Raw genomic sequence first — 17474 nt, 5'->3', positions numbered from 1 at the left:
GGTTCCGTCGGCACCGGGGGCGGGGATCCGCCCTGGGCCACCGGGCTGCCTCGTATCGCTGGACAACAGAACACAACCGGCCCGCATGATCAGAAAACGTAAGGATTCGATCAATGACGTCGCAGACAACCCCGGCGAAACCGGGCCAGGAGTCCGGTGAGCCGAAGACCCCCGGGTCGGGGAACGGTCTTCAGGCCGGTCTCAAGAACCGCCACCTCTCGATGATCGCCATCGGCGGGGTGATCGGCGCCGGGCTGTTCGTGGGCTCCGGCGCCGGTATCGCCGCCGCCGGGCCGGCCATTCTCATCTCCTACGCCCTCGTCGGCCTGATGGTGGTCTTCGTCATGCGGATGCTGGGCGAGATGGCCGCCGCACGCCCCAGTTCCGGCTCCTTCTCCGCCTACGCCGACCAGGCCCTGGGCCGCTGGGCGGGCTTCTCCATCGGCTGGCTGTACTGGTTCTTCTGGGTCGTGGTGCTCGCCGTCGAGGCCACGGCGGGCGCCACGATCCTGGAGGGCTGGGTGCCGGCGGTGCCCCAGTGGGCCTGGGCGTTGATCGTCATGGTGGTGCTGACGGCGACCAACCTGGTCTCGGTCGGGAGCTACGGGGAGTTCGAGTTCTGGTTCGCCGGTATCAAGGTCGTGGCGATCGGCGCCTTCGTCCTCGTCGGCCTGCTGGCGGTCTTCGGGCTGCTGCCCGGCTCCGACCATCCGGGCTCGGGGCTCGCCCACCTCACGGACTCCGGCGGTTTCTTCCCCGAGGGGCCCGGGGCGATCCTCACCGGGATCCTGATGGTGGTCTTCTCGTTCATGGGCAGTGAGATCGTGACGCTGGCGGCAGGCGAGTCCGCCGACCCGCAGCGGGCCGTCTCCAAGGCCACCAACAGCGTGATCTGGCGCATCGCCGTCTTCTACCTGGGCTCGATCTTCGTGGTCCTGACCCTGCTGCCGTGGAACGACCCGTCGATCACCGAGGAGGGGTCGTACGTCGCGGCGCTGAACTCCATCGGGATCCCGCACGCCGGCCAGGTCATGGACGTCATCGTGCTGACGGCCGTCCTGTCCTGTCTGAACTCCGGCCTCTACACCGCTTCCCGGATGGCCTTCTCGCTCGGGGAGCGGGGCGACGCGCCCAGGGCCTTCGCCCGGGTCAACAAGGGCGGGGTGCCGCAGACGGCGATCCTCTCCTCCGTCGTGTTCGGTTTCGTGGCGGTCTTCTTCAACTACCGGTGGCCAGACAGCGTCTTCCAGTTCCTGCTGAACTCCTCCGGTGCGGTCGCCCTGTTCGTCTGGCTGGTCATCTGCTTCACCCAGCTGCGGATGCGGGGCATGATCCTGCGCGAGCAGCCGGAGAAGCTGGTCGTACGGATGTGGCTCTTCCCGTACTTGACCTGGGCGACGATCGCGATGATCTCGTTCGTGCTGGTCTACATGCTGACCGACGAAGCGGGGCGTGAGCAGGTGCTGCTCTCCCTGCTCGTCGCCGCGCTGGTGGTGGCCACCGCGCTGGTACGGGACGCCTTGCGCCGCAAGGCCCGGAAGGCGGCCGGCCCCGCCCCGGAGAGCCGCCGCTGACGGGCGGGGCGTCCGGATACGCCGACGGCCCCCGGCAGGTGCCCGGGGGCCGTCGGTGCGTGCAGGGCTCAGCGCACGCCGTGGACGAACGCCGACCACGCCGAGGCCCCGAAGACCAGCGCCGGGCCCTGCGGACGCTTCGAGTCACGCACGGGGACGAGGCCCGCGAAGTCGTCGGACACCTCGACGCAGTTACCGCCGTCGGAGTTGCTGTACGAGGACTTCCGCCACGTCGCGGAGGTCAGATCGGGTCGGCGGGATCGCATGTACGGATCTCCTTGATCAGCCGCTGGATGAACTCGGTCGTCCGCTCCGGGGAGAGCGCCTGGTCCCGCAGCCGTCCCAAGGTCTCACTCACCACTCCCAGGACGGGCGCCCCCACTCGCGTCGGGCCTGCTTCGGGGCCTTCCCATTCTCCTGTGTCCTGGGGGAGCAAGGCCATACCGCCTCTCCTTCTTCCGGAACCCGCTGTCTCCGCGACGAGGATCACTGACGGCCCGGATTCTGCTCCTCTGACGGAGACGACGGTTTCCACGACCGCGGCACAGCCCGTCCAACCGTCGTGGACGTACCGTTCGCGGCGTTCCTGCACGGGTGACGCACTACGCTCACCGGGCATGGGCAACGGAGAGGAGGCGGGTCTGGCCGCCTCCTCCTGGACGTGTCTGGGCTCCTACGCCATCGCCCTCGGCTCGTCCGCACGTATCCGCCCCTTCGAAGCGTCAGGGCTGACCCACGGACCACAACAGCTCACTCCGAGCGAAGCGGATTTCAAGCTGAACTGCGGCGACTCATCGCCTCGGCTGTCGGCGTTCACAAGTGACAGGGACGGTGACGGCGGGGTGTGCGGATACGCCGACGGCCCCCGGCAGGTGCCCGGGGGCCGTCGGCGGGGGGTCAGCGCACGTCGCGGACGAACGCCGTCCACGCCGAGGCACCGAACACCACCGCCGGGCCCTGCGGGCACTTCGAGTCACGCACGGGGACGATACCCGCGAAGTCGTCGGAAACCTCGACGCAGTCTCCGCCGTCCGAGTTGCTGTACGAGGACTTCCGCCACGTCGCGAAGGTCAGGTCGGGTCGGCGGGATCGCATGTTCGGATCTCCTTGATCAGCTGCTGGATGAACTCGGTCGTCCGCTCCGGGGAAAGCGCCTTGTCTCGCAGCAAATCGTAGGACAGACGCAGCTCTTCGACGCGTCCCGGTTCCTCGATCAGTTCGCCGGACTTGCTGCCCTCCAGATAGGAGACGGCCTTGCCGTTGGCCAGCCAGAGGACCGTCAGCGAGCCGCCCATCAGATCGTGCAGACCTGCTGAGAAGGGCAAAGCCTGAAGCGTGACGTTCGGCCGCTTCTGCCACTCCAGGAGCGTCTCCAACTGTTCCAGCCATACGGCGGGTTGCGATGCCGCCCGCCGGAACACCGCTTCGTCGAGTACTGCCCGGAAGTACGGAACGTCTTCACCGTCGAGGACGGACTGACGGCTCATCCGTGCGGCTACGTCCTCCTGCAGTTCCGTCGCGTCCCGTGGCCGCGCATGCCCCAGAACCTCGGTCGCATACGCCTGGGTCTGGAGCAGACCGGGAATCGTGCTGCACGCGTACTTGTACTGGACCGTCGCCTCCCGCTCCAGCTGCATGAACCGCTGGTACCGGCTGCCGAAGGCGTCGTCGCGGGCCAGCTCCCAGAGCTGTTGCAGCTGATTCCCCGTGCCGTACACCTTGTCGAGCGCCGCCATGACCTCCGGCGAGCCCAGCCGCGCGCCGGTCTCCAGCTTGTGCAGATACGACCGGTCGTAGGTCGTCTCGCCGTGCAGTTCCTCCAGCGACAGTCCCGACCGCTCCCGCAGCCGCCCCAAGGTCTCGTGCAACATCCTCCGGGCGGACGCCTCCCCGCCTGAATCGGACCTGCGTTTGGGCATTCCCACTCTCCTGTGTCCTGTGGGGACAGGGCTACGCCGTCCCTCTTCCGAGCCTAGCCAGCGGCGCCGATGCTCGTAGCGGAAAGAGAAGAACCCGTCACGGAAGGTAAGAACCATGGGCGCACCACCGCATTACGACCTCAAGGACGGCTGGCAGGTCGAGCGCATCCCCGGCCGTCCCGTCATGCGGGTCATCGAGGTACGGAAGCAGGACACCAGCTTCGATCTGCCGCTGCTGGTCACGTTCAACGGACATGTGCGGGGCGCCGTGTGCCTGCGGCTGGGAGTGGACGAGGCGATCGACCTCGTGGACGAGCTGAACCTCGCGCTGGACGCGCGCGTCCGGGAACCCGTGACCGAGGCGTGCGCCGCACCCGGGCCGGTGGCGTGAGGCACGCCGTCCGCGTCGCCGGCCGCTGTGCCGGGCCGCTGCTCATCTGCCTGATCGCCGGATCGTGCGGCTTCGTGCTCGCCCTGGCGTTCGTGCGGCACGTCCCGTAGGGGCCCTGGCGTGCGAGAAGGCTCCCCGGTCCGCGTGGTACGCGGTCCGGGGAGCCTTCTTCGTGGCGGGCGCGGTGTCAGCCGCGGCGGCCGAGGAGCTTCCAGGAGGCAGGCAGGGCGCCCATGGCCAGGGCGGCCTTCAGGGCGTCCCCGATGAGGAAGGGCACCAGGCCGGCGGCGACAGCGGCGCTCATCGACATCCCGGTGGACAGCGCCAGGTACGGCACGCCGACCGCGTAGATGACCAGGGAGCCCACGGCCATGGTGCCCGCGGTGCGCAGCACGGAGCGGTCGCCGCCCCGGCGGGCGAGGCCGCCGACGACGGTGGCGGCGAGCAGCATGCCGAGGACGTAGCCGAAGGAGGCGCCGCCGGGGCCGGAGGTGCCCTCGGAGAACCACGGCATGCCCGCCATGCCGACCAGCGCGTACAGCGCGAGGGAGAGGAAGCCGCGGCGGGCGCCGAGCGCGGTGCCGATGAGCAGCGCGGCGAAGGTCTGGCCGGTGACGGGGACCGGGGAGCCGGGGACCGGCACGGCTATCTGGGCGGCGATGCCGGTGAGGACGGCGCCTCCGGCGACGAGCGCGGTGTCCACCGCGTAGCGGTGCCGGGCTGCGGGCAGCAGGTCGGCGAGGACCGCTCCGGAACGGGCGGGGGCGGCAGCAGTGCTCATCGGGACTCCGCGGGTGAGGGTCGGCAGGACGGACTGATGGTGACGTTAGCTGACGGAATATCGCTCGATCACCATCAGCCGCCGACAAAGCGGCCGTTGAGGGGTTGGTGGGGTTCATACAAAACCCGGAACTCAACCGTCCGGAGGCGTGACGCTGGTCACGCTGGTGACAGTGGGGAGTGGCCACCACGGTGCGGGGAAGGATACGTCGGCGTGGTCTGTCGAGTCCCCATAATCGCGGACGGCGTGGAGAGCGTGCGCGGGTGTGCGCCATGTGTGAGGCCGGTGACCGTATAGCGGATACCTCTTCCTTGTGAGCGGTCGGCCTCCAGACTGTGGCCGTCAGTGTCCCGACCAGTGAACAGAGCCCGTCGATGTCCCGGACCTCCGCGCCGCCCCCCACGGACGCCGTCACCCCCTCCCCCGATTCCGCGCTCACCCAGGGCCTCAAACAGCGCCATCTGTCGATGATCGCGCTGGGAGGTGTCATCGGGGCGGGGCTGTTCGTCGGCTCCGGCGCCGGTATCGCCGCTGCGGGCCCCTCGATCGTCATCGCCTACGGGATCTCCGGGCTGCTGGTGATGTTCGTGATGCGGATGCTCGGCGAGATGTCGGCGGCCAACCCGGCCTCCGGCTCCTTCTCGGTCCACGCCGAGCGGGCGATCGGCCCGTGGGCCGGGTTCACCGCGGGGTGGGCGTTCTGGGTGCTGCTCTGCGTGGCCGTGGGGCTGGAGGGCATCGGGGCCGCGCAGATCGTCACGGGGTGGCTGCCCGGTACGCCGGAGTGGGCCTGGGTGGCCCTGTTCATGGTGGTCTTCCTCGGCACGAACCTCGCGGCCGTGAAGAACTTCGGTGAGTTCGAGTTCTGGTTCGCCGCGCTCAAGGTGATCGCGATCACCCTGTTCCTGGTCCTCGGTGTGCTCGCGATCCTCGGTGTGCTGCCGGGCACGGACGCCCCCGGCACCTCCAACCTGACCGGGGACGGCGGGTTCCTGCCGAACGGTTCGGAGGGCTTCATCATCGGGCTGCTCGCCTCCGTCTTCGCGTACGGCGGCCTGGAGACGGTCACCATCGCGGCGGCCGAGTCCGAGAACCCGGTGAAGGGCGTCGCGGGGGCGGTGCGTACGGCGATGTGGCGGATCGCGGTCTTCTACGTCGGCTCGATGGCGGTCGTCGTCACCCTGGTGCCGTGGGACGACCCCCAGGTCGCCGAGGTCGGCCCGTTCTACGCGATGCTCGACCACCTCGGCATCGGCGGCGCCGCGGAGATCATGAACGTGGTCATCCTGGTCGCCCTGCTCTCCGCGATGAACGCCAACATCTACGGTGCCTCACGCATGGCCTGCTCCCTCGTCGCGCGCGGCCAGGGCCCGAAGCGGCTCGGCCGGGTCACCTCGGGGGTCCCGCGCACCGCGGTGCTGTGCTCCTCGGTCTTCGGCTTCCTCTGCGTGCTGCTCAGCTACTGGCGGCCCGACGACGTGTTCCCGTGGCTGCTCAACATGATCGGCGCGGTGATCCTGGTCGTCTGGATCTTCATCGCCGTCTCCCAGCTGGTCCTGCGCGGCCGGCTGGAGCGCGAGGCGCCCGGGAGGCTGGTCGTCCGGATGTGGCTCTTCCCCTGGCTGACCGTCCTGGCGCTGCTGGCCATGGCGGGCATCTTCGTCCTGATGCTGGGACAGCCGGACACCCGCGACCAGCTGATGGCGACCGGCGCGCTGACCGTGGTACTGATCGCGACCGGTCTGGTGCGGCAGAGGCGGGCCGGACGGGCGGAGCGGGCCGGAGAGGCGGAGCGGGCGGTCCGGGACTGAGAACGGCCGGCCCAAAAGGCCCGGGACCGAAAACGGCTGGCCGCCGCCCGGCCGCCCTTGGCAGGGTGGCGGCATGGATCCCGTCCCCGCCGACCCCACCGCGCTGCACCCGATGACCGGCCAGCCCCGGGTGGTACAGCTGAAACCGCTGGTGACGTCCCCTCTCATCGAGGTGGGCGAGTACTCCTACTACGACGACCCCGACGACGCGACCGCCTTCGAGACCCGGAACGTGCTCTACCACTACGGGCCGGAGAAGCTGGTCATCGGCAGGTTCTGCGCGCTGGCGACCGGGGTGCGGTTCCTGATGAACGGCGCCAACCACCGTATGGACGGCCCCTCCACCTTCCCCTTCCCCATGCTGGGCGGTTCGTGGGCGGACCACGCGGACCTGCTGGCCTCGCTGCCCTCGCGGGGCGACACCGTGGTGGGCCATGACGTGTGGCTGGGCAACGGGGCGACCGTGATGCCGGGCGTCCGCATCGGCAACGGGGCGATCGTCGCGGCCGGCGCGGTGGTCACCCGGGACGTCCCGGACTACTGCGTCGTCGGCGGAAATCCGGCGGCGCCGATCCGTATGCGGTACTCCGACGCGGACGTCGCCCGGCTGCTGGCCGTCGCCTGGTGGGACTGGCCGGCCGAGCACCTCACCGCGCACATCCGTACCGTCATGTCGGGCAGCGTGGACGAGCTGGAGGCGGCGGCCCCGTGACACCCGCCCGGCGGTGCCGGGCCGCTCAGCCGGTCCCCCGGGGGCCCTCCGGGGCGGCGGCCGGGACCCCTGCCCGTTCCTGGGAGGCGGCCGGGACCCCCGCCCGCTCCTGGGCCCGTACGAGCACCTCGCCGGCCTCCGTGCGGAAGTAGAGCACCGACCGGCCCGACCGGCGCCGCGCGGCCAGCCCCGCGTCCAGCAGCACCTTCAGGTGGCGGCCCACCGAGCCCAGCCCCTGGCCGGTCAGCGCGACCAGGCGGGTCGTGCTCCTGGGGGTGTCGAGCAGCATCAGGACCCCGGCACGGGCCGGACCCAGCAGCCGTCCGAGGCTGTCCGGCACCAGGGGGCGGTCCGCGTCGGACAGCACCCCGGAACTGCGGTAGACCACGGCGTAGCGCAGCTCCTCCGCGTCCCAGGACACCCAGCCCTGGCGGGGGGTGACCGGCACGAACACCAGGGCCGCACCGGTGAGTTCACGCGGCGGGTAGTCGCGCGGGTTGACCTGGAGGCGGCTGCCGCCGAGCCAGCGCACGCCGGGGTTCAGCGTGTCCAGGGCGGCGGCCCAGCCGCCCTGGCCGAGCTGTCCGGTCCGCGCGACGATGTCCGCCTCCAGGATCCCCCGGCGGCGCGGCCAGTCGGGGCCCACGATGTGCTCCCACACCCACGCGAGCAGGTCGGCCGCCCTCCCGGGCAGGTCCTCGCGGTGCAGTGAGGGCGGCAGCGGGCCGCCTCTGGACACCTCCAGGTCGGCGCGCGCCTGACCGGGGCGGGTCCGCCGCACCCGGTCCAGGTCCTGGGCGAGGGTGGTGTTCCCGGTGGGGGTGGGGGTGAGGAAGTCCGCGTTCCAGAGGCCGCCGAGGCCGGTCTCCACGAGCTGGGCGGTGACCGGGTCGGCGGCGAGGCGCTCCCGGTAGGCGGGCCGGTAGGTGTCGAACCAGGCGCGTTCGGCGGGGTGGGTGGCGGTGCCGCACTCCAGGGCCTGGAGGGTGGCGACCGTCTCGATCAGCTCCGACACCAGGAAGCGGCTCCCCGCGAGGGTGTCCGCGTTGATCTGCCACCAGCCCATGGTTTCGCCTCCCCGCGAAACAGTAACGGTCCCGCGGCCGCCCGGCAGAGACTCCGCACCGTGCCCGCTTACCGCGATGTGTTCCGAATACCCCACTTCCGCGCCCTTTTCACCGCTGATGTCCTCCAAGGTGGGGCCGCCACCACGAGCGGACCGGCTCTCGGCGTCATGGTGTTCGCCGCGACCGGGTCGCCGCTGCTGTCCACCCTGTCGATGTTCGGCTCCTCCCTCACCCAACTCCTCGGCGCGGTCCTGCTGATGTCGGCGGCGGACCGGCTGCCGCCCCGTGCCGCGCTGACCGGTTCGGCCCTCGCCCTCGGCCTCGCCACCGCGCTCCTCGCCCTTCCCGGCCTGCCGCTGCCCGCGCTGTTCGCGGTGCTCCTCGGCCAGGGCCTCGTCGCGGCGGTGACCGGCGGGGTGCGGTACGGGCTGCTCGCCGAGGTCCTGCCGGAGGACGCCTATCTGCTGGGGCGTTCGGTGCTCAACATGTGCTCGGGGGTGACCCAGATCGCGGGGTACGCCGCCGGTGCCGCCCTGGTGGCCGCGGTCTCGCCGCGCGGCGCGCTGCTGGTGGCGGCGGGCCTCCACCTCGCCGGCGCGGCGGTGCTCCGGGGGTGCCTGACCCGGCGGCCGGCCAGGGCCACGGGGCGGCCGTCGGTGGGTGAGACCTGGCGGACGAACAGGCTGCTCTGGTCGTCGGCGCCCCGCAGGCGCGTCTACCTCTCGCTCTGGCTGCCCAACGGGCTGGTGGTCGGCTGCGAGTCGCTCTTCGTCCCCTACCGCCCGGACCGGGCGGGGCTGCTGTTCGCCTGCGCGGCGCTGGGGATGCTCGCCGGGGACACGCTGGTGGGGCGGTTCCCGCCCGCCCGGGGCGGGACCGCGCCCGTCCGGCTGCTCCTGCTGCTGGCCGCTCCCTATCTGCTCTTCGCGCTGCGGCCCGGCCTGCCCTGGGCCCTCGTCCTGGCCGCCGCGGCCTCCACCGGTTTCTCGGCGAGCCTGCTGCTCCAGGAGCGCCTGCTGGCCCTGACCCCGCGGGCGATGACGGGGCAGGCCCTCGGCCTGCACTCCTGCGGGATGCTCACGGCGCAGGGCGCGGCGGCCGCGCTCGCGGGCGCCGTGGCCCAGTGGGTGCCGGCCGGGACGGCGATCGCCGTGATGGCGGCGGCCTCGGCCGTGGTCACCCTGGCGCTCGCCCCGGGGCTGCGGCGCGACGGGACGGCCCTCACCCCGGCTGTCGGCCGAGGGTGAGTTCCAGCAGGGGCAGTACCCGGCCGGGGATCGAGCCGGACGGGACGGCTCCGACGCGTACGGCGCCCATCGCCGTGTAGAAGGGCTCGGCGTTCGGGTCGGCGTCGATGGTGAGGGTGCGGAAGCCGAGCCTTCGGGCCTCGGCCGCCGTACGGGAGAACAGCAGGCGGCCCACGCCCTGCCCGAGGGCGTCCGGTTCGACGAACATCATGCCGACGGCGCCCCGGGGCGGCCGGCCCTCCAGCGTGGCGAACCCCAGGATCCGGCCGTCCCGCTCCGCGACCGCCGTACGACGGGACGTCACCTCGGCCGGTTCCATCGCCAGTTCGTCCCGGCAGGCGGCGAGGAACTCCTCGTCGTAACCCCAGTGGGCCTTCGACCGCAGTGCCAGGGCGGTCAGTGCGGCGGCCTCGCCGGGCCGCCCCTCCCGTACGTGCGTCATCGCTCACTCCTTCCCTTCCCGGTGCTCCGTGTGACACCCGGCCCCGGATCCGACGGCTGATCACTTCGCGACCTTCCTCCTGCTAGCCTGCATTTGCGAAAGAGTTGCAATAACAACCAGCCAGCAGTTGGAGGGTTCGCACCCATGGCCACGTACACGCTCCCCGAACTTCCCTACGATTACGCGGCACTCGAACCGGTCATCAACCCGCAGATCGTCGAGCTCCACCACGACAAGCACCACGCCGCGTACGTGAAGGGCGCCAACGACGCGCTGGAGCAGCTGGAGGAGGCCCGGGACAAGGGGGCGTGGGGAGCGGTCAACGGTCTCCAGAAGAACCTCGCCTTCCACCTCTCCGGCCACATCCTGCACTCGGTCTACTGGCACAACATGACCGGTGACGGCGGCGGCGAGCCGCTGGCCGCGGACGGTGTGGGCGACCTCGCCGACGCGATCGCCGAGTCCTTCGGCTCCTTCGCGGGTTTCAAGTCCCAGCTCACCAAGGCCGCCGCGACCACCCAGGGTTCGGGCTGGGGCGTGCTGGCGTACGAGCCGCTCAGCGGGAAGCTGATCGTGGAGCAGGTCTACGACCACCAGGGCAACGTCGGCCAGGGCTCGACCCCGATCCTGGTCTTCGACGCCTGGGAGCACGCCTTCTACCTGCAGTACAAGAACCAGAAGGTCGACTTCATCGACGCCATGTGGGCGGTCGTCAACTGGCAGGACGTGGCGAAGCGCTACGCCGCCGCCAAGGAGCGCGTGGACGTGCTGCTGCTCGCTCCCTGAGCCGGGCCGGCCGGCGGCTGTGGACGCCCTGCCCCGTGGACACCCCGCCCTGTGATCGTCCTGCCTCGTGATCGTCTTCTCAGCCTTCACCCGGCAGGCGGATGGAAGGAGAGCCCCCGTGAGGACGTGACTCGCGGGGGCTCTCCCGTGCCCGCACCCGGAGCCGGCCGCCTCCCGGCGCGGAGCCGGCCGCCCCCGGTCCGGGACGGGTCGCCCCAGGCTGCGGTGCCGCCCCCTCAGACGCGGAACAGCGAGCCGATGAACTCCGCCAGCAGCCGCTCCTTGAGGGGGCCCGGCAGCGCGTCCAGCAGGACGAGTACGGGAGCCATCCGGGCCGGCAGCCCGGTGCCGGCGCCCTCCCCCAGGCCCGCGAAGGCGAGGAAGGCGGCGACCTCCTCCGGGCCGAGCCGCTGGGGGTCCAGGCCGGCGGCGAGTCCGGCGAGCGCGGGGTCCACGGTCACCGGTTCCAGGGCCCGCGCCTTCGCCAGGGCGGTGGAGAGGTCGGCGAGCAGGGCGTCGACCCGGCCGACCGTGGCGGGGGTGAGGGTCAGGTGCAGGTTCGGCGGCAGGCCGTCGAAGGAGAGCTGGGGCTGGAGGTACCAGCCGAGTTCGCGCATCTCGTCGGCCAGGTGCAGCAGCAGGCTGAGGTCGGGGTCCCGGCCGTCCCCGGGCGAGAGGACCGTGAAGGCGACGAGGCCCGCCGCCGGGTCGCCGAGCACCCGTATCCCCTCGGTCGCCCGCAGTCCGGCGAGCAGCCGGGCCGAGGCCGTGGCGACCCGCCCCGCCAGCGCGGTGTAGCCGTCCTCGCCGATGTGGCGCAGGACCGCCCAGGCCTGGGCGAGCAGCCCGCCGGACTTGGTGCCCTGCGCGGTCGGGTTGACGACCGGGTAGCCGGGCCAGCCCGCGTGGGCGAAGTACTGGTGGCGGCGCAGCTCCGCGTCGCGGTACAGGACCACGGAGGCGCCCTTGTCGGCGTAGGCGTACTTGTGCAGGTCCACGGAGAGTGAGGTGACACCGGGGACGGACAGGTCGAAGGGCTCCACCTCCTGGCCGGCGCGCCGCAGATGGGGCAGGAGCCAGCCGCCGATGCAGGCGTCCACATGGCAGAGCACCCCGCGTCCGGCGGCGGCCGCGGCGATCTCGGCGACCGGGTCGAGGACCCCGTGGGCGTACGAGGGCGCGGAGGCGACCACCAGGACGGTGTCCCCGGTGAGGGCCGCGGCCATGGCGGCGGCGTCGGCCCGGAAGGTGTCCGGGTCGACGGGGACCACGACCGGTTCCACACCGAGGTAGGCGGCGGCCTTGTGGAAGGCGGCGTGGGCGGTGGAGGGCAGCACCATCCGGGGCCGGGTGATCCCGCGTACCGCACGCGCGTGGTCCCGGGCGGTCTTGACGGCGAGCAGGATGCTCTCCGTGCCGCCGCTGGTGAAGGTCCCCTGGGCGCCGGGGACGCCGAGCAGCGCGACGGCCGCGCCCACCAGGTCGTTCTCCAGGCGGGCCACGCTGGGGAAGACGGTGGGGTCGAGTCCGTTGACGGTGGAGAAGGCGGTGTAGGCCGCGGCCGCCAGTTCGTCGAGGCCTTCGAGGCCCGCGTCGTAGACGTAGGCGAAGGTCCGGCCCCCTCGGGTGGGCGCGTCGTCCGTGCGCAGGGAGCGCAGTACGGCGAGCACCTCGGCGGCGGGCCGGCCGGCGGACGGGGCGGTCCCGGTCCTGGCTTCGTGCTCGGGTGCGGGGTCAGTCGGCATGGGTGTGCTCTTCCGTCGGGGGGCGGGACTCGGTGGCGGGCTCGCGGTAGCGGTGCAGCAGCCAGAGGCTCGCCGCGGCGAGGGCCGCGGGCAGCACGCTCATGCCGGCGGTGATGCCGGTGAGCGCGGCGGCCGGCTGCTCCACCTGGTGGGCGGCGTCCGAGGAGCGGAAGCCGGTGACGGCCAGGACCAGGGCGAACACCCCGGCGCCCAGGGCGAAGGCGAGCGTCTCGGCGGCGGTCCACAGCCCGGTGAAGGTCGCGGCCCGGCGGCGGCCGGTGCGGGCGGCGTCGGCGGCCAGGGTGTCGGCGAGCATGGTCAGGGGCAGCAACTGGAGCCCGGCGTAGGCGATTCCGACGAGGACGACCGCCGTGTACCCGACGGCGGGTCCGGCCGCCGGGGTGAACGCGAGGAGCAGGGCGCCCGCCGTGTAGAGCAGGGAGGCGCACCACTGGGCGTACCGCACGCCCCTGCGGCGGGCCAGCCGGTTCCACAGCGGCATGAACAGGACGAGCGGGCCGATCAGGCAGGCGAAGAGCGGGGTGACCGCACCGGCCGAGCCGAGGGTGTACGTGGCGAAGTACTGGACGCCCGCGAGCATCACGCCGATCGCGAGCGCCTGGAGGGTCCACATCCCGGCCAGGTGGAGGAAGGGCCGGTGGGTGCGGGCCACGGCGAGCTGGGCGCGCAGGGACGGTTCGCCCTCGCTGCGGGCGGCCTCGGGGGCGCCCCGGGTGGCGGCCCAGGCGCCGAACATGCCGACGGCCAGCAGGACGGCGACGACGGCCCCCATCAGCCGGTAGCTCGCCGGGGTGCCGCCGTCGGCGTGTGCGAGGGCGGGCGCCACGGCACCGGAGAGCAGGATGGCGACGCCGAGGAACCCGACCCGCCAGCCCAGCACCCGGCCGCGTTCGTGCGGGTCCTCGGTCATCTCGGCGGGCATCGTCACGTACGGCACCTGGAAGACGGCGTACGCGGTGGCGGCCAGCAGGAACAGGACGGCGACGTAGCCGGCCGCCGCGGCGCCCCGCAGCGGGGGCGCGGCGAAGATCAGCGCGAAGAGCGGAGGCAGGGTGCAGGCGCCGGTCAGCAGGAACGCCCGGCGCGGGCCGCCGGGCAGCCGGCTGCGGTCGGACAGGGCGCCGACCAGCGGGTTGATCAGCACGTCCCACGCCTTGGGCAGGAAGACGGCGGCTCCCGCGACGGCGGCGGGCACCGCGAGGACGTTGGTGAGGTAGTAGAGCAGGATCAGGCCGGGCACGGTGGCGAAGGTGCCGGTGCACAGGGAACCGAGCCCGTAGCCGACGCGTATCCGGCGCGGGAGTCCGGGTTCCGGGACCGGTACTGCTGCGGGCATGAGGAGATCATGGTGGGACCCCGGGCGTCTGACAAGGCTCCGGTACGGGGCTTCCGGGGGCGGCCGCGGTGCCGCCCCCGGAAGTGCCACGCCGGTGCCGTCAGTCGAAGACCGGGCCCTGGGTGCGGGTCCGCTTGATCTCGTAGAAGCCGGGGATCGACGCCACCAGCAGTGTGCCGTCCCAGAGCTTCGCCGCCTCCTCGCCCTTGGGGGCGGGGGTGACGACCGGGCCGAAGAAGGCGATCTGCTCACCGTCGGGGCCGGGCACGGCGATGACCGGGGTGCCGACGTCCTGGCCGACCTTGTCGATGCCCTCCTGGTGCGAGGCGCGCAACTCCTTGTCGTAGGCGTCGGAGTCGGCGTACTCCAGCAGGTCCGCCGGGAGGCCGGCGTCCGCCAGCGCGCCGGCGATCGCCTCGCGGGTCGGGCCCTCGCCGTTGTTGTGGAAGCGTGTGCCCATCGCGGTGTAGAGCGGGCCGACGACCTCGTCGCCGTGCTTCTCCCGGGCGGCGACGACGACGCGGACCGGGGCCCACGCCTGGGTCCGCATCATCTCCTGGTACTCCTCGGGCAGCTCGTCCAGCCGCTCCTCGTTGAGGACGGCCAGGCTCATCACGTGCCAGCGGACATCGACGTCGCGGACCTTCTCCACCTCCAGCATCCAGCGCGAGGTCATCCAGGCCCAGGGGCAGAGCGGGTCGAACCAGAAGTCGGCGGGGACCCGGCTGCCGGACGTGCTGTTCTCGGGCATGTCTCTCCTTGGGATCGGAAGATCGGTCTGCGCTGGGAGCCTGTCGGGCGGACTCAGCGGGACAACGCCACGACCGCTCGTGGTCATTCCCGTGTACGGACCCGTGGAGCCGCATGCGAGGATCAAAGGTGTTCGAAAGGGACCCCCCGCTTGCTGGTCGGTCCGAGACACAAAGGAGTGTTCCGTGCCCGGTGAAAACCTGTCCCGCGACGAGGCCCGTGAGCGGGCCGAGCTGCTGACCGTCGACGGTTACGAGGTCGCCCTCGACCTGCGTTCCGCCGTCGGCGAGCCGGCGGAGGGCGACGGTGAGACCGGTGCGCGCACGTTCCGCTCGCTGACCACGATCCGTTTCCGTGCCGCCCGCGCGGGCGCCTCCACCTTCGCCGACCTGCTCGCCCCGGCCGTGACCTCGGTGACGCTGAACGGTGTGGCGCTGGACCCGTCGGCGGTCTTCGACGGCAGCCGGATCGCCCTGGACTCGCTCGCCGAGGGCGAGAACGTCCTGGTGGTTGACGCGCGTTGCGCGTACAGCCGGACCGGCGAGGGCATGCACCGCTTCGTCGACCCGGAGGACGGCGAGGTCTACCTCTACACGCAGTACGAGCCGGCCGACGCCCGCCGCGTCTTCGCCAACTTCGAGCAGCCCGACCTCAAGGCCCCCTACCGCTTCGAGGTCACCGCCCCCGAGGGCTGGACGGTCAGGTCCAACGGCGCCGAGGAGTTCCACGAGGGCGAGGTGTGGCGGTTCGCCGAGACCGCGCCGATCTCGACCTACATCACGGTGGTCGTCGCCGGCCCCTACCACTGCGTCACCGACTCCTACACGCGGACCCTGGACGACGGGTCGGAGCTGGAGATCCCGCTCGGCGCGATGTGCCGCAAGGCGCTCGCGCGCCACTTCGACGCGGACGACGTCTTCCTGATCACCAAGCAGGGCCTGGACTTCTTCCACGACCACTTCGACTACCCGTACCCCTTCGGCAAGTACGACCAGGCCTTCGTGCCCGAGTACAACCTCGGCGCCATGGAGAACCCGGGCTGTGTCACCTTCCGCGAGGAGTACATCTACCGGTCGAAGGTCACCTCGGCCTCCTACGAGCGGCGTGCCAACGTCATCCTCCACGAGATGGCGCACATGTGGTTCGGCGACCTGGTCACCATGCAGTGGTGGGACGACCTGTGGCTGAAGGAGTCCTTCGCGGACTTCATGGGCACCTTCTCGATGGTGGAGGCGACCCGCTTCACCAACGGCTGGATCACCTTCGCCAACAACCGCAAGGCGTGGGCCTACCGCGCGGACCAGCTGCCCTCCACCCACCCGGTCACCGCCGACATCCGGGACCTGGAGGACGCCAAGCTGAACTTCGACGGCATCACCTACGCCAAGGGCGCCTCGGTGCTCAAGCAGCTGGTGGCGTATGCCGGCCGGGACGCCTTCCTGGAGGGCGCCCGCCGCTACTTCAAGCGGCACGCCTACGGCAACACGCAGCTGGGCGACCTGCTGTCGGTGCTGGCCGAGACGTCCGGGCGCGATATGACGGCCTGGTCCCGCTCCTGGCTCCAGACGGCGGGCGTCAACGTGCTGGCCCCCGAGGTCACTTACGACGAGGAGGGCCGGATCGCCGAGCTCGCCGTGACCCAGCGGGCCGCCCCCTCGCACCCCGAGCTGCGCCCGCACCGGATCGCGGTGGGTCTGTACCGGCTGACGCCCGGGGGCGAGCTGGTGCGGTACGCCCGCGCCGAGACGGACGTCGCCGGGGAGCGCAGTACGGTGGCGGAGCTGGCCGGTGCCGAGAAGCCCGACCTGGTGCTGGTCAACGACGACGACCTGACGTACTGCAAGGTCCGCTTCGACGAGGGGTCGCTGGCGACCCTGCGCGGGCACCTCGGCGGCATCACCGACCCCCTGGCCCGTGCGCTGTGCTGGTCCGCCCTGTGGAACATGACGCGGGACGCGCTGCTGCCGGCCCGTGACTTCGTCTCGCTGGTGCTGGCCTTCGCCGGGCGGGAGAGCGACATCGGGGTCCTCCAGATGCTGCACTCCTGGGCGGAGTCGGCCCTGACGCACTACGCCGCCCCGGCCTGGCGCGAGGAGGGCGGCAGGCTGCTGGCGGAGGGGGCGCTGCGGGAGCTGCGGCTCGCCGAGCCGGGCAGCCAGCACCAGCTGACGTGGGCGCGGTTCTTCGCCTCGGTCGCGGGGTCCGGCGCCGACTTCCAGCTGCTGGTCGGTCTGCTCGACGGCTCGGCGGTGATCGAGGGCCTGGAGGTCGACCAGGAACTGCGCTGGGCGTTCCTCTCCCCGCTGGTCGCGCACGGGGTGGCCGGTGAGGCCGCCGTCGACGCCGAACTGGCCCGGGACGACACGGCGTCCGGCAAGCGGCACCAGGTGCGCTGCCTGGCCTCGCGTCCCTCGGCGGAGGTCAAGGCCCAGGCGTGGGCGGCGGTCGTGGAGTCGGACAAGCTGTCCAACGCGCTCGTCGGGGCGACCATCGCGGGCTTCGGGCGGCCCTCGCAGCGTGAGCTGCTGGCGCCGTACACCGCCGCCTACTTCGAGGCGATCGAGCGGGTGTGGGACGAGCGGTCCATCCAGATCGGCATGGACGTCGTCAAGGGGCTCTTCCCGTCGCTCCAGGACGATCCCGCGACGCTCACGGCGACGGACGCGTGGCTGACCTCCCACCCGGACGCGGCACCGGCGCTGCGCAGGCTCGTGCTGGAGGCGCGGGACGACCTGGCCCGGGTGCTCCGGGGCCAGGAGTGCGACGCGGCGGCGTGAGCGCCCGGGTGCGCGCCCCGCACACACGCGCGGGGCGCGCGCCGGGCGATCCCCCGCGTGACGGCCCATTTCGGCCTTCGAACCGCCGTTCTTCGACGCGGGCTCGTCCTGGTAC

17 protein-coding genes are annotated in these 17474 nt (G+C 72.0%); 7 read left to right on the top strand and 10 right to left on the bottom strand.

Annotation, left to right across the window (positions count from 1 at the left end; all coding sequences use genetic code 11):
- The first annotated feature begins 113 nt into the window (after positions 1–113).
- Positions 114–1574 (top strand): amino acid permease, encoded by a 1461-nt coding sequence (locus CP967_RS23035; RefSeq protein ID WP_150489789.1) that lies wholly within the window; start codon positions 114–116, stop codon positions 1572–1574.
- 68 nt (positions 1575–1642) lie between these two features.
- On the opposite strand, the gene CP967_RS23030 is transcribed toward CP967_RS23035, so the two are convergent.
- The 4 genes from CP967_RS23030 to CP967_RS23010 all read right to left on the bottom strand — a co-directional run bounded on the left by CP967_RS23030 (position 1643) and on the right by CP967_RS23010 (position 3445).
- Positions 1643–1840, bottom strand: coding sequence for a DUF397 domain-containing protein (locus CP967_RS23030; protein WP_150489788.1), 198 nt, complete (start codon positions 1838–1840; stop codon positions 1643–1645).
- Positions 1816–2016, bottom strand: coding sequence for a hypothetical protein (locus CP967_RS23025; RefSeq protein WP_150489787.1), 201 nt, complete (start codon positions 2014–2016; stop codon positions 1816–1818). Before CP967_RS23025 ends, CP967_RS23030 begins: the two co-directional genes overlap by 25 nt.
- 455 nt (positions 2017–2471) lie before the next feature.
- Entirely contained in the window at positions 2472–2669 is a 198-nt protein-coding gene (locus tag CP967_RS23015) for a DUF397 domain-containing protein (RefSeq protein ID WP_150489786.1), read from the bottom strand.
- Entirely contained in the window at positions 2645–3445 is an 801-nt protein-coding gene (locus tag CP967_RS23010) for a helix-turn-helix domain-containing protein (protein ID WP_229888228.1), read from the bottom strand. Before CP967_RS23010 ends, CP967_RS23015 begins: the two co-directional genes overlap by 25 nt.
- 163 nt (positions 3446–3608) lie before the next feature.
- Between CP967_RS23010 and CP967_RS23005 the strand changes: the two genes are divergently transcribed.
- Positions 3609–3884 carry a hypothetical protein gene (locus tag CP967_RS23005; protein WP_150489785.1) on the top strand — a complete coding sequence of 92 codons (276 nt, stop codon included), beginning with the start codon at positions 3609–3611 and terminating at the stop codon, positions 3882–3884.
- Between the two features lie 187 nt (positions 3885–4071).
- On the opposite strand, the gene CP967_RS23000 is transcribed toward CP967_RS23005, so the two are convergent.
- Positions 4072–4665, bottom strand: a complete 594-nt coding sequence (locus CP967_RS23000) for a biotin transporter BioY (RefSeq protein WP_150489784.1) — start codon at positions 4663–4665, stop codon at positions 4072–4074.
- A gap of 374 nt (positions 4666–5039) precedes the next feature.
- Here CP967_RS23000 and CP967_RS22995 point away from each other — a divergent pair, with 374 nt between their 5' ends.
- Positions 5040–6476: an amino acid permease gene (locus CP967_RS22995; RefSeq protein ID WP_150489783.1), complete on the top strand. Its 1437-nt coding sequence runs from the start codon at positions 5040–5042 to the stop codon at positions 6474–6476.
- A gap of 73 nt (positions 6477–6549) precedes the next feature.
- Positions 6550–7188, top strand: coding sequence for a CatB-related O-acetyltransferase (locus tag CP967_RS22990; RefSeq protein ID WP_150489782.1), 639 nt, complete (start codon positions 6550–6552; stop codon positions 7186–7188).
- Between the two features lie 25 nt (positions 7189–7213).
- On the opposite strand, the gene CP967_RS22985 is transcribed toward CP967_RS22990, so the two are convergent.
- Complete coding sequence (locus CP967_RS22985) at positions 7214–8254, bottom strand: ArsR/SmtB family transcription factor (protein WP_229888227.1); 1041 nt, start codon at positions 8252–8254, stop codon at positions 7214–7216.
- 60 nt (positions 8255–8314) lie between these two features.
- Here CP967_RS22985 and CP967_RS22980 point away from each other — a divergent pair, with 60 nt between their 5' ends.
- The gene (locus CP967_RS22980; RefSeq protein ID WP_150489781.1) at positions 8315–9502 is read left to right on the top strand and encodes an MFS transporter; all 1188 of its coding nucleotides are present in this window, start codon (positions 8315–8317) and stop codon (positions 9500–9502) included.
- On the opposite strand, the gene CP967_RS22975 is transcribed toward CP967_RS22980, so the two are convergent.
- Positions 9477–9944 (bottom strand): GNAT family N-acetyltransferase, encoded by a 468-nt coding sequence (locus tag CP967_RS22975; protein WP_150489780.1) that lies wholly within the window; start codon positions 9942–9944, stop codon positions 9477–9479. The genes CP967_RS22980 and CP967_RS22975 overlap by 26 nt on opposite strands.
- 144 nt (positions 9945–10088) lie before the next feature.
- Between CP967_RS22975 and CP967_RS22970 the strand changes: the two genes are divergently transcribed.
- Entirely contained in the window at positions 10089–10730 is a 642-nt protein-coding gene (locus CP967_RS22970; protein WP_150489779.1) for a superoxide dismutase, read from the top strand.
- A 236-nt stretch (positions 10731–10966) separates the two neighbouring features.
- On the opposite strand, the gene CP967_RS22965 is transcribed toward CP967_RS22970, so the two are convergent.
- From CP967_RS22965 to CP967_RS22955, 3 genes are all read right to left on the bottom strand, one after another.
- On the bottom strand, positions 10967–12475 hold the full coding sequence (locus CP967_RS22965) for a pyridoxal phosphate-dependent decarboxylase family protein (protein WP_150489778.1): 1509 nt from the start codon (positions 12473–12475) through the stop codon (positions 10967–10969).
- Positions 12465–13832 (bottom strand): MFS transporter, encoded by a 1368-nt coding sequence (locus CP967_RS22960; RefSeq protein WP_150489777.1) that lies wholly within the window; start codon positions 13830–13832, stop codon positions 12465–12467. Before CP967_RS22960 ends, CP967_RS22965 begins: the two co-directional genes overlap by 11 nt.
- A gap of 100 nt (positions 13833–13932) precedes the next feature.
- Positions 13933–14583, bottom strand: coding sequence for a mycothiol-dependent nitroreductase Rv2466c family protein (locus CP967_RS22955; protein ID WP_150489776.1), 651 nt, complete (start codon positions 14581–14583; stop codon positions 13933–13935).
- A 184-nt stretch (positions 14584–14767) separates the two neighbouring features.
- Here CP967_RS22955 and pepN point away from each other — a divergent pair, with 184 nt between their 5' ends.
- Entirely contained in the window at positions 14768–17359 is a 2592-nt protein-coding gene (gene pepN, locus CP967_RS22950; protein ID WP_150489775.1) for an aminopeptidase N, read from the top strand.
- The last annotated feature ends 115 nt before the right edge of the window (positions 17360–17474 follow it).

This window comes from Streptomyces nitrosporeus (assembly GCF_008704555.1).
Taxonomy (GTDB): domain Bacteria; phylum Actinomycetota; class Actinomycetes; order Streptomycetales; family Streptomycetaceae; genus Streptomyces; species Streptomyces nitrosporeus.
The sequence above is the reverse complement of the archived record's forward strand: the minus strand, read 5'-3'. Positions and strand labels throughout refer to the sequence as shown.